The sequence below is a fragment of the Streptomyces sp. NPDC046821 genome (assembly GCF_040645335.1).
Taxonomy (GTDB): Bacteria; Actinomycetota; Actinomycetes; order Streptomycetales; family Streptomycetaceae; genus Streptomyces.
This window is the reverse complement of record NZ_JBEYYB010000011.1, coordinates 144,612-156,122: the sequence shown is the minus strand read 5'-3', so window position 1 is coordinate 156,122 and position 11,511 is coordinate 144,612. Positions and strand designations below refer to the sequence as shown.

The following is an 11,511-nucleotide window of genomic DNA, read 5'->3' as shown; positions in this document are numbered from 1 at the left end:
GCCCTGCCTGGCGTGCCGCACGGTCCGGCCGACGACCTCTTCACCGACCGGGCGTGCGGCGACTCCGCGGGCTCACCGGCGGCGCATCAGAGCCGGTCCGTCAGCTCCTCCGCGTACACCTGGGACAGGGGCTGCGGTCCGACGTACTGCTGGCAGTTGCACTGGCCCGCCTCATAGCGCACGGGCTTCTTGTTCTCGTCCCAGGCCGTGGGGACCTCGACCCGCTCGTGGCAACGGCCCTGCTTGTCGTGTTTGGCCAGGTGGTGCGTGCAGCCGCAGACGGGCTCGGGCGGCTTGTTCGCCGCCTCGATCGCGAGGCGCTGCTCCTTCTCGGCCTCCAGGCGTTCCATCTTGCGGTCGTGCCGGTTGCGCAGCGCGGTACGGCCGTTCTCCACCGCCCAGGCGAAGCCGCCCGTCCAGAAAATGATCAGCAGTACCCAGATCCAGTTCATCTCCCGCCCCTCCCCCTGCGTCGCCCGCACCGGGTGTACGGGGGCGAAGCCGCCCCGCCGGCCGGGCTGTTGAGCATGTCGCTGAAGTAGCCCCGATTCAGGATAGGCACGATGGGGCCCGAGGGCTCACCTCATGCCGCTCACCGTGTCGCGCAGGCGCCGGGCCTCCTCGATCCGCTTCTCGTACGTGGCCCCGAGCAGCAGGAGCAGCAGTCCCGCCCCGGCCAGCGGCACCCAGCGAGGGAGCAGGCCGAACACCTGGACAACGGTCGGTGCGAGTTCGTGCAGGCCCGCCAGCACGAGCACGCCTCCGCCGACGAGCAACGGCGCTTGCAGCCGCGTCCGGACCCCGATGACGGTGACGGACAGGGCCGCCGCGCCCAGGATCAGCGGCCGCACCCAGCTGCCGTCGGTCCAGGTGGCGGCGAGGCTGGGCAGCATCGTTGCGCTGAGCCCGGAACCGTAGGCGGTCCAGGAGCTTGTGCCGGGATCGGTCGTACGGCGGCGGTGGCCGATGAGCAGGGCGGCCGCCGTGACGGGGAGCGTGTACGCCTCGGGGGACGCGACGTCGGCCATGGCTAGACGCACCCAGGAGGAGGCGATGAGCAGGCCGGTTCCGGCGAGTGCGGCGCGGCGACGGTCCGGGCGCAGCGCGACGCCGAGGCCCGCGACGCCGCACACGGCCAGGGCGAGGCTCAGCGCGGCGGGGTTCGGGGCGGTCAGGGCGAGGGCAATCGCCGCGAGCGCGTATCCCGTGCACTCGACGGCTACGGAGACCTGCTCGCGCCCGGGACTCCGGAGCCAGGCCGCGGCGGCGCAGGCGGAGACACCGGCTGCCGCGAGTACGGCGAACGCGGTGCCGTGCCAGGCGAGGCCGGCGGTGACGCCGGAGGCGATCGCCTCGACGCCGAGCGCGAGGACGGCGAAGGCTCCGGCGACGGAGGCGACGGGGGCGTTGGAGCGAGAGGTGAGCCGGTCCGTTGGTGCCTCCGGTGCCGAAACTACGTGGGCGAGTACGGCCGCCGACGCAGCGGCGATCCCCCACACCACGAGTACGGCACTCCGGTCGGCGACCGCCCACAGCAAGGTGAGTGCCCCGGCGGCGGACAGAGCCACGAGCCGCGAGGCGAGTGCGGCCCGCGGTCGCCGCACGACATCCGCCACGACGGCCACGGATCCAACCGTGGCGACGGTCAGCACCCACTCGTACGGCAGCCCCACCGCCACCGGCAGCAGAAGCAGCGCGGGAACGGCGGTCAGTGTGCGGGCGAGGCGCAGTGCATTCGCCATACGGTCGGTACGCGGTTCGGCCGCCGTACGGGTACGCAGTACGGTCATGGCGACCAGGACAGCAACGAGCAACCAGAGCACGACCAGCGGTGCGCTCGCGACCTCCCAGTTCCAGCGAGGGGAGTCATCGTCGAGCCACACAGTCACGCCCTGGACGGCGGGCCGGGTGAGGGCGTCGGCTATGTTCGGGAGCGCAGCAACAGCAGCCAGTATCAAGGCAGTTGAGGCTGCCATCAGCTCGCCCACCGCAGCCGCGGCCTGGGCCGGAGGGGCGTAAGCAGGCTGCTCCCAACGGCCGCCCCGCGCGCAGGACATCGCCGCCCACGCAGCGATGACCGCCGCCGGTGCCGCGTATCCGGCAACAACCCACTCAGTGGGCACGGCGTAGCGCAGGCCGGAGCCGACGGCCACGATCAAGGCGACGACGGCCGCGCCCTCGGCGCCGCAGCGCACGGCGAAAGGCAGTGCGCGGAAGCCTCGGCACAGCGCCACGCCCAGGAGGGCGAAGAGCCCCAGCGGCACCCAGTTGCGCATCACCTCGGCCTGCGACGGGGCATCGAACGCGTACGTGATGGCAAGCGCCCCGCCCAGCAGCGCCCATCCACCGCCGACGGCACGAACTCCGGTGACGAGGATGGTGGCTGCGCGTGCGCCGCCCAGCCGGTCGCTCACCGCCGTGGCGCGTGCGCGCGTGAGGGCGTAGAGGAGCGCGAAGTCCACGGCGGCCGTGGCGATCATCGCGGTCGCGTAGTCCTGGGTCCCTCCGCCCTCAGCTGAGGTGAGGAGCAGGCCGGGGAGCAGTGCCATCAGCAGTCCGACGGCGAGCGGCAGCCGGAGGCGCTGCCACCAGCCGTAAGCCGCCGCGCCCACCGCCGTCAGCGCGGTGAGCACCGCCCAGTAGCCCGCGGTCCCGAACCGGTCCAGGCCGCCGAGCCCGGCCTCCCGGGCCGCGTAGCCGTCGAGGAGTACCAGGGCCAGTCCCACCACGGCCGATGCCTCGGCGGTGGCCGTGAGCCGCCGTCCGATCAGCAGTCGGGGCAGGGCGAGGGCGCACGCGGTCAGTGCGAGCAGGACGGCGGCTCGCCCGCCGATGCCGAGACCGCCCCAGCTCACCACGGTGAACACCAGGGCGGCGACGACCACCAGGACGCCACCGACGATCAGCAGAACGGTCCGGGCAGAGGGTGCGGAGACCTCGCGACCGGCCGGACCGGCCCAGCCCGCCGGAGCGAATACCGGAGCCCCCGCCGGGACAGGTCCCGCACCCCCGGCACCCGGCGCCCCCGCAGGCGCATCCCGCCGCGCCCGCAACGAGCCCAGCAGCTCCCCGCGCCGCCACATGAGCCAACTCCGGCGCGCGTCCAGCGCGTTCAGCTCCCGCGTGACCTGCCACAACGCGTACGCGTCGGGCCCCGTCAGCGGCAGTCCGCACCGGCCGCACGAAGCGGGCGGGGGCGACCCCAGAGGCGTACCGCAGTCCGGGCACCCCGGCGATTCCATCTGCATGGCGTGAGTATGGGCAGGCTTCCGGCCACCGGCATGAGTACCCGTACTCAACCTGGTGTGAGCGTCATTCCTTACGCGGACTCGCCCCGCGCCACCGGTTCACCAGCAGCACCGTCAGATGCGCGACCACCGCGGCGATCATGATGAGCGGCATCTGGTCGTGCGCGTCCGGTCCCATCAGCAGCACCGTCAGCACCGACGCGGACAGCGGCAGCCCGAGCACTGCCGTCACCGCGGCGCACATGCCGAGGGCGAGGGCCGGCGTCGCGCCGAAGCCGGGCAGCCCGGCGCAGGCGAGGGCCGCGGCGGCGCCGAGCATCAGGGACGGGAAGATGGGGCCGCCCCGCAGGCTGCCGAGGCAGATGCCCCAGGCCAGGCCCTTGCAGACGACCAGGGCGAGCAGCGCCCCCACGGACCACGCGCCGGGCTGCGCGGCGAGCTGGGCGAGCGTCACCTGCCCGGAGAGCGCGGCCTCCTCGGGCGAGCGCCCGGTGATCAGGGCGTACGCGGTGATGAGGACGCCCACGGCCAGGGCGCAGGCGATCGTGCGGGGCGCGGTGAGACGAGCGGTCGTCCAGCGGTGCGTCACCCGTCCGAGGCCTCGGGTCAGGGCGACGCCGGCGGCGATGAGCACGGCGAGCGGGATGCCCCACAGGAAGTCGCCGGCGTCGGGGTCGACGTCGGGCGGAACCGTGGGCAGGGAGAGTCCGCCGATGGAGAGCCCCGTCCATTCGCCGAACCCGGTGAAGACCACCGCCCCGGTGGCGCTCGCGACGAAGCAGGGCATGAGGAGCACGACGAGGCGCGCGCCGGCGAGGCCGGCCGCCTCGGCGACGAGGATGGCCGCGACGATCGGCCCGCCGAGGATGGTGGAGATGGCGGCCGTGGAACCGGCGGTCGCGACGAGCGCGACCGCCTGGGGGTCGGCCGGGCTCTTCCCGTGCGTCATCCCGCGCATGGCGAACAGCGCGAGCCCGCTGCCGAGGGCCATGAGGGGGGCCTCCGGTCCGAGGACGACGCCCAGCGGCAGGGTCGCGAGCGCCGCTACGACAGCTCCCGGCAGTTCGCGGGGGCCGACGGGCGCGCCGCCGAGTCCGTTCACCGGCACGTGCCCGCCACGGCCCGGCACTCTGCTGACGATCGGCGCGAGGATCACTCCCGCGAGGGCGAGCGCGGGCAGTGGCCACCACCACGGCGGTTGCTTGTAGCCGACGGCCTTCGGGAGCGAGGTCCACACCTCGTTCTGCAGCCAGTGCAGCAGCCCCATGAAGAAGAAGCAGGCCAGCGAGATCGGCACGCCGAGCAGGACGGACAGGAGGAGGAGCTTGAGATAGCGCGGGCTGAGCAGGGCCTGGCGCGCGCCGTCCTGCGCCTCCTCGTCCGGGCTCGCGGGCGCCGGTCCTTCGGCGGCCGTCATACGCGGCCGGTCCGGGCGGCCGGACGGGTCCCCGACGGGGTCTTCGCTGCTGTGCACACAGCCGTGCCGTCCTTTTCGGAAAGGGAATCCAGGCGGGCGAGTTGTCCAATGCGTCGGGTCGCCGTGCGAATTCGTGGTCGTGTGCGGACAGTGATGTGCTGGATCACTCCGCGGTCGGGGCTCAAGCATTTCCCGCTGACGCGCATACGGCTCGGCCCGATGGGCCGTTCGCCTTAATGCCCCCTGGTAGCACGTCACTTGAACGGACGACCTCGCCTTGCCGGTGTGCCACGGGGACGATCCCCTGAGGGCAGCGCGATGGCGCGATAAGGAGGCGACGGTGACGGACGGCAACGGGGCCGAGCGGCCGCAGGACCAGCCCGAACGCCCGGAAGACCATCCAGGGCGCCCTCAAGAGCAGCCCGGGCGCCCGGAGAATCAGGCCGAGATCCGGGAGCTGCGCGATCGGATGGCGACGCTGGAGGCCAAGCACGCCGCGCGGCCCCAGCGGCACCGCGGCCGCTCCTTCCTGGCCGCCGTGCTCATCGTCATCGGCTGCATTCTCGCGCCGCTGTCCGTGGTCGCGGTATGGGCGAACGACCTGGTCGGGAACACCGACCGGTACGTCTCCACGGTCGCCCCGCTCGCCTCGAACTCGGCCGTCCAGAACGCCGTCGCGAACCGTGCCACCGACGCGGTCATGTCCCATATCAACCTGTCGACGCTGCTCGTCGACGTCGCCCCCGCGGACAAACCCCGCCTGGAGAAGGCGCTCGGCAAGCTCGGCAACTCGCTGGAGGGCGCCGTCCGCAGCTTCGTCCACGACAAGGCGCTCGCCGTGACCCAGTCGAGTGCCTTCAAGACGATCTGGATCGATGCCAACCGGAAGGTCCACAGCTCTCTCGACAAGGCGCTGACCGGGTCGGGTGGTGGCGCCATCCAGCTCAAGGGCAACACCGTCGTCCTCGATCTGGGGCCGGTCGTGGACCAGGTGAAGACGCGGCTCGTGGACAGCGGGATGAGCGTCGCGAGCAAGATCCCCTCGGTCCACACCGACTTCACGCTCTTCACCTCGGACAAGGTCAGCCAGGTCAAGACGTATGTGCGGGTGCTCCAGGTCCTCGGGAACTGGCTGCCCGTCATCGCCATCCTCCTCGTCGTCGCCGGTGTCCTGGTCGCCGTGCGCAGGCGCAGAACGGTGGTCACCAGCGCGCTGGCCGTCGCCGTGGCCGTCGGGCTGCTCGCCATCGGGCTGCGGATCTTCCGGGCGATCTACCTCGACCGGCTGCCCGCGAACGTCTCGCAGGACGCGGCCTCCGCCGTGTACGACACGCTCACGCGCTTCCTGTTCTCCACGGTCCGCATGGTCATCGCGCTGGGCATCGTGATCGCGCTGGGCGCCTGGCTCACCGGCCGTGGGCGCCACGCGGCGGTGGTGCGCGGGCTGTGGACCTCGGGTATCGGGGCCACCCGGGCGACGGCCGACCGGGCGGGTATGCGTACCGGCCCGGTGGGTCCCTTCATCCGCCGCTACCGCACGTGGATCGTGTGGATCCTCGTGATCGGCGCGCTGGTCGCGCTCCTGCTGTGGTCCTTCCCGACCGCCTGGGTGGTCCTGGGAATCGCGCTGTGTCTGCTGTTCGTGATGGCCGTCGTGGAGTTCCTGGCCGCCGGCGACGGCGAGGCCAAGGGCACGGACACGCCCCGGCCGGCGACCTGAACGCCCCCGGTCAGACGGGCAGGCGCGCCAGCAGCGCCGCGAAGTCCGTGCTCGGCGGGAGCGTCCCGAAGGCGAGCCCCCGGTCCCCGGCGAGACGGGAGGCGCAGAACGCGTCCGCGACGGCGGCGGGCGCGTGCCGGACCAGGAGCGATCCCTGGAGGACGAGCGCGGCGCGCTCGATGAGGCGCCGGGCGCGCAGCGGTGCGTCCTCCGTCAGCACGAGTTCGCCCTGGAGTTCCTGCCAGGCCTCGTCGAGCCGCCGGTCGCCGCCCGCCGCGGCCTCGATCTCCGTACGGAACGCCTCCAGGGACTCGGGTTCGCGCGCGAGTGCGCGGAGCATGTCGAGGGCGTTGACGTTGCCGGAGCCCTCCCAGATGCCGTTGAGGGGGGCTTCGCGGTAGAGCCGCGGCATTCCTGATGCCTCGTCGTATCCGTTGCCGCCGAGGCATTCCAGGGCTTCGGCGACGGCGACGGGCTGGCGCTTGCACACCCAGTACTTGCCGACGGCGGTGGCGAGGCGCAGGAAGGCGCGCTCGCCGGTGTCGCCGCGCTGGGCCCGGTCGGCGGCGCCGGCCAGACGCAGAGCGAGCGTGGTGGCCGCCTCGGACTCGACGCTCAGGTCCCCCAGTACGTTGCGCATGAGCGGCTGGTCGATCAGCTTGGCGCCGAACACCGAGCGGTACCGGGCGTGGTGGGCGGCCTGTGCGAGCGCGGCGCGGATACCGGCGGCGGAGCCGAGGACGCAGTCGAGGCGCGTCATCGTGACCATGTCGATGATGGTGCGGACCCCCTTGCCCTCCGCGCCGACGAGCCAGGCCACGGTGTCGTCGAACTCGGGCTCGCTGGACGCGTTGGAGCGGTTGCCGAGCTTGTCCTTGAGGCGCTGGATGCGGAAGGTGTTGCGGCTGCCGTCGGGCAGGACGCGCGGCACGAGGAAGCAGGAGAGGCCGCCGGGCGCCTGGGCAAGGACCAGGAACAGGTCGTTCATGGGCGCGCTGGTGAACCACTTGTGGCCGCGCAGCCGCCAGGTGCCGTCGGTGTGCGGGGTGGCGGAGGTGGTGTTGGCGCGGACGTCGGTGCCGCCCTGCTTCTCCGTCATGCCCATCCCGGCGAGCAGTCCGGGCTTGTCCGCGGGGGTGCGCAGGCCGGGTTCGTAGACCCTGCTGGTCAGCAGTGGTTCGTACGTCTTCGCGAGGTCGGGGGCGTGGCGCAGGGCGGGGACGACGGCGTACGTCATGGAGACGGGGCAGCCGTGGCCGGCCTCGGTGCCGCTCCACACCATGAACCCGGCGGCGCGCGCGACGTGTGCGCCCGGCCGTTCGTCGGCCCAGGCGCTGCCGCCGAGCCCTTCGCTGATCGCCACGTCCATGAGGGCGTGGTAGGAGGGGTGGAAGTCGACCTCGTCGACGCGGTTGCCGTAGCGGTCGTGGGTGCGGAGCACGGGCTCGTACCGGTTGGCCTCGTCGGCCCAGCGCTGCACCTCCTCGCCGGCGGCGCGGCGGCCTATGCGGTGCAGGTCGTCGAGGCACCAGGCGGCGCCCTCGCGGCGTACGCCCTCCAGCAGCACCGGGTCGTCGGCCGCGTCGTGACCGGTCAACGGCGGTGCCTGGTTGGTCACTTCGTGGGTCACGGCCGTGGGGTTGCTGGACATGGTGCCTCCTTCGAGGGCGGGTACGGGTCAGGTGGTCGGGGCGCCGGCGCACCGCAACGCGGCGGCGGTGAGGTCGGCGAGAAGTTCCTCGGTGGCGTCGGCATCGGGGGCGCCGAGCGGGTCGACGAGGGCTTCGCCGATCGCTCCGGTGAGTACGGCGGCGGTGATCTCGGCGTTCTGTGCGGGCAGCCGGCCGAGTGCCATGCCCTCGCGCACCACTTCGGCGTACAGGGCGCGGTAGCGGCGGCGGAAGTCGAGTCGTTCGGCGCCGACCGCGGGTTCGGCGGGGGCCGCGAGCAGGGCGTAGGCGAGGCCGCGGTTCTCCAGGGCGCGGCGGGCGAAGACGTCCACGGCGCGGGCGAGGCGCTCGACGGGGTCGCCCGGCGCGTGCAGCACTTCCCCGAGCACCTGAACCTCGCGTTCCGCCGCGCGCCGGAACACCTCGACGGCGAGCGCGGCCTTGGACGGGAAGTGCTGGTAGACCGAGCCGGCCGCAATGCCCGCCGCGGCGGCGACGGCGGTGACGGACGCCTGTGACCAGCCCACTTCCGCGACGACCTCGGTGGCGCAGGCGACGAGCCGCTCGCGCGCGGCGTCGAGACGGCTGATCTCGGCTGGGGACTTGCGGTAGGCCATGGAAGGAGTGAACCACTATTCAGAGCTTCGCGCCATGGGCCGATGTGCTCCGTTTGACGTCCCTCATGGCGAGGCGTAGTCCGGAAAGAGGGGGTGGTCGAGGGGCACATCAGTCGTTCGAGGGGGGTCTGAGAGGAGTCGGATCATGCTCGGCGATCTGCTCGGCGAGGAACAGGGCCAGACCACCGGGATGCGGGTCGTGCCGACCGACGGCACACTGCACCCCGCGATGGAGGTGTCCTTCCAGGCGGCGGGCACGCTCCTGAACAAGGCCGTCAGCGACGTGGGCACCTACGAGTCGATACTCAGGCCCGACGGAACACTCTTCGGCGAGGGCCAGGGCATCAGCATGACGCACGAGGGAGAGTCCGTGACGTGGCACGGCCTGGGCGTCGGCCACTTCAACGAGTCCGGCGGCGTGAACTGGCGCGGAGCGATCTTCTACGAGACCACGGCCGACGCCTTCGCGGAACTCACCGGCACGGTGGGTGTCTTCGAGTTCGACGCGGAGGAGAGCGGGAAGGTGCACGGCAAGATTTATGGGTGGACCTGACCTGACCGAGCGCCACACACGCGTCGACGCCGAAGCGTGTGGGACCGGCTGCGGGCACGCGACCGCCACGCGTTGCGCACCCCTATAAATCCTTGACGTGACACCGCGCGGGGCATGACGGTATAGCCCGTGACCACTATCGACGAAAGACCTTCAACTCCCCTGCGACGCACGGGTGTTACCGGTCGGCTCTTCCGGGGCACGGTGACCGTTCACACCGTGGCGGCCTTCGGACAGCCGGTCTTCGCGGGCGTGTATCTCAGCGGGGAGATAGACGGCCTCAACTGGCACGCGCAGGGCGCCAACCTCGTGTACACCCTCGGGTTGTTGCAGGCCGCCGTCGGCATCGCCGCGTCGAGGCGGATGCGCCGCCAGTGGCCGACCGTCGTCTCGGTGGTGATCCTGCTGGCCGAGACGGGACAGTACGTCGCGGGGTCGGCCGGTCTGCTGTGGATGCACCTCCCCCTCGGCGTCATGCTCATCGCCTCCCTCACCGTGCTTGCCGTCGCGGTCTGGATACGGCCGCTGCCGAACCGATCCCCGGAAAAGCTAGCCCCGCACGCTCAGGACGCCGGCGAGCCCCGGCAGGACGCGTCCCATGGCTGAGCGGCCTCGCGTGTTCCGTCGTGACGACTGGGCCCGCATGGAGTGGAGCCGTCGGCATGTGCTCGGGCTGGGCGGTGCGCTGGGGCTCGCCACGGCGGGCGGGCTCGCGCTGGCCGGTGCCATGGCCAACCACCCGGCGCACACCGGCAACCAGTTGCACAGCGCCGCTCCGCTGCCCGAGCCGTACACCGTGCCCCTGCCGATCCCACCCGTGCTCAAGCCCGTGGACAACTCAGGCGGCACGGACCATTACGAGATCACCCAGCGCGAGACGACCGCGGAGATCCTGCCGGGGACCCGCACAAAACTGTGGGCCTACAACGGCACCTTCCCCGGCCCGACGATCGAGTCCCGCCGCGGACGGCCGGCCACTGTGACTCACCGCAACGAACTGCCGGTGCCGACGGTGGTGCACCTGCACGGCGGCCGCACGCCCGCCGCCTCCGACGGCTACCCCACCGACCTCGTCCTCCCCGACGGCTGGCCCACACCCTCGGCCCATCACCAACACGCGCAGGCCCAGGCACACATGCGTATGGCCATGCGCACCGCCGGTGCGCACACCATGGCCGATCCCCGTGCCGTCACCAGCCGGGTGACCCGCGCGTACACCTTCCCGCTCGATCAGCGGGCCACCATGCTCTGGTACCACGACCACCGCATGGACTTCACCGCTCCGGCGATCTGGCGCGGTCTGGCCGGGATGCACATCATCCGCGACGAGACCGAGGACGCCCTCGACCTCCCGCGCGGCGACCACGAAGTACCGCTGATGATCGCCGACCGCGCGTTCGCCGCCGACGGCTCCCTGACCTACCCGTCCCTCGACCCCACCCTGCGCGACCGGCCCGGGGTGGAAGGTTCCTACGCCGCCGGTGTGCTCGGTGACGTGATCCTGGTGAACGGCGCACCGTGGCCGGTCCATGAGGTCGACGCCGTCCGATACCGCCTGCGGTTGCTCAACGCCTCCAACGCCCGCCACTACGAGTTCCAGGCCGTCACCGACGAAGGGCGGATCCTCGATCTGCGCCAAATCGGTTCCGACCAGGGCCTGTTGAGCGAACCCGTCACCCACACCACGCTCCCCGTCGCGCCCGCCGAACGCTATGACGTCGTCGTCGACTTCGCGGGTCTGCCGACCGGCAGCCGGGTGCGTCTGATCAACCGGCTCGGCAGCGGACGCACGCGTGAAGTCATGGCCTTCCGTATCGCGCGCCGGGCTCGGGACCACAGCCACATCCCCACGAAGCTCGCTTCCGACGTGCCCGTCTGGCGGCGCTCCGAGGCGACCGCGGTCCGGGACTTCGCGTTCCGTGCCGGGGAGATGGAGCACGGTCGCGGCTGGGTGATCGGCGGACGGGCATTCGACCCGTCGCGCACGGACGTCCGGACGCGGCTGGGGGCGGTGGAGGTGTGGCGGTTCGTGGCCGACGTCCACCACCCGATCCATCTCCATCTGGTCGGGTTCCGCGTGCTGTCACGCGGTGGGCGCGACCCGCTGCCGCACGATGCCGGGCTGAAGGACACCCTCTCGCTGCGACCGGGCGAATCGGCGGAGATCATCACCCGCTTCGACGGGTACCGCGGCCGCTACCTCTTCCACTGCCACAACGCGGAACACGAGGACATGGGCATGATGGCCAACCTCGAAATCACCTGAGCGCGCCCCGGTCGACACGG

9 protein-coding genes are annotated in these 11,511 nt (G+C 72.0%); 4 read left to right on the top strand and 5 right to left on the bottom strand.

Annotation, left to right across the window (positions count from 1 at the left end):
• Window positions 1-86: 86 nt before the first annotated feature.
• The 3 genes from ABZ893_RS23420 to ABZ893_RS23410 all read right to left on the bottom strand — a co-directional run bounded on the left by ABZ893_RS23420 (window position 87) and on the right by ABZ893_RS23410 (window position 4,722).
• The gene (locus ABZ893_RS23420) at window positions 87-452 is read right to left on the bottom strand and encodes a hypothetical protein (RefSeq protein WP_361406956.1); all 366 of its coding nucleotides are present in this window, start codon (window positions 450-452) and stop codon (window positions 87-89) included.
• Window positions 453-578: 126 nt separating this feature from the next.
• Window positions 579-3,248, bottom strand: a complete 2,670-nt coding sequence (locus tag ABZ893_RS23415) for a hypothetical protein (RefSeq protein WP_361406955.1) — start codon at window positions 3,246-3,248, stop codon at window positions 579-581.
• Window positions 3,249-3,312: 64 nt separating this feature from the next.
• Window positions 3,313-4,722 (bottom strand): chloride channel protein, encoded by a 1,410-nt coding sequence (locus ABZ893_RS23410; protein ID WP_361406953.1) that lies wholly within the window; start codon window positions 4,720-4,722, stop codon window positions 3,313-3,315.
• Between the two features lie 412 nt (window positions 4,723-5,134).
• Between ABZ893_RS23410 and ABZ893_RS23405 the strand changes: the two genes are divergently transcribed.
• Window positions 5,135-6,385 carry a hypothetical protein gene (locus tag ABZ893_RS23405; RefSeq protein ID WP_361407267.1) on the top strand — a complete coding sequence of 417 codons (1,251 nt, stop codon included), beginning with the start codon at window positions 5,135-5,137 and terminating at the stop codon, window positions 6,383-6,385.
• Window positions 6,386-6,395: 10 nt separating this feature from the next.
• Here the strand turns inward: ABZ893_RS23405 and ABZ893_RS23400 are convergent, their stop codons facing one another.
• Together ABZ893_RS23400 and ABZ893_RS23395 are read right to left on the bottom strand one after the other, a co-directional pair.
• Window positions 6,396-8,036, bottom strand: a complete 1,641-nt coding sequence (locus ABZ893_RS23400; RefSeq protein ID WP_361406951.1) for an acyl-CoA dehydrogenase family protein — start codon at window positions 8,034-8,036, stop codon at window positions 6,396-6,398.
• Window positions 8,037-8,063: 27 nt separating this feature from the next.
• Window positions 8,064-8,672: a TetR family transcriptional regulator gene (locus ABZ893_RS23395; protein WP_361406949.1), complete on the bottom strand. Its 609-nt coding sequence runs from the start codon at window positions 8,670-8,672 to the stop codon at window positions 8,064-8,066.
• A 145-nt stretch (window positions 8,673-8,817) separates the two neighbouring features.
• Here ABZ893_RS23395 and ABZ893_RS23390 point away from each other — a divergent pair, with 145 nt between their 5' ends.
• From ABZ893_RS23390 to ABZ893_RS23380, 3 genes are all read left to right on the top strand, one after another.
• Window positions 8,818-9,225, top strand: a complete 408-nt coding sequence (locus tag ABZ893_RS23390; RefSeq protein ID WP_361406947.1) for a hypothetical protein — start codon at window positions 8,818-8,820, stop codon at window positions 9,223-9,225.
• A 219-nt stretch (window positions 9,226-9,444) separates the two neighbouring features.
• Window positions 9,445-9,831: a hypothetical protein gene (locus ABZ893_RS23385; protein ID WP_361406945.1), complete on the top strand. Its 387-nt coding sequence runs from the start codon at window positions 9,445-9,447 to the stop codon at window positions 9,829-9,831.
• Window positions 9,824-11,491 carry a multicopper oxidase family protein gene (locus ABZ893_RS23380; protein ID WP_361406944.1) on the top strand — a complete coding sequence of 556 codons (1,668 nt, stop codon included), beginning with the start codon at window positions 9,824-9,826 and terminating at the stop codon, window positions 11,489-11,491. The genes ABZ893_RS23385 and ABZ893_RS23380 overlap by 8 nt, the downstream gene beginning before the upstream one ends.
• The last annotated feature ends 20 nt before the right edge of the window (window positions 11,492-11,511 follow it).

Bases quoted from the DNA above. Each gene is read 5' to 3' on its own strand.
- ABZ893_RS23395 (WP_361406949.1), bottom strand. From the start codon at position 8,672: ATGGCCTACCGCAAGTCCCCAGCCGAGATCAGCCGTCTCGACGCCGCG.
- ABZ893_RS23380 (WP_361406944.1), top strand. From the start codon at position 9,824: ATGGCTGAGCGGCCTCGCGTGTTCCGTCGTGACGACTGGGCCCGCATG.
- ABZ893_RS23400 (WP_361406951.1), bottom strand. From the start codon at position 8,036: ATGTCCAGCAACCCCACGGCCGTGACCCACGAAGTGACCAACCAGGCA.
- ABZ893_RS23390 (WP_361406947.1), top strand. From the start codon at position 8,818: ATGCTCGGCGATCTGCTCGGCGAGGAACAGGGCCAGACCACCGGGATG.
- ABZ893_RS23405 (WP_361407267.1), top strand. From the start codon at position 5,135: ATGGCGACGCTGGAGGCCAAGCACGCCGCGCGGCCCCAGCGGCACCGC.
- ABZ893_RS23420 (WP_361406956.1), bottom strand. From the start codon at position 452: ATGAACTGGATCTGGGTACTGCTGATCATTTTCTGGACGGGCGGCTTC.
- ABZ893_RS23415 (WP_361406955.1), bottom strand. From the start codon at position 3,248: ATGCAGATGGAATCGCCGGGGTGCCCGGACTGCGGTACGCCTCTGGGG.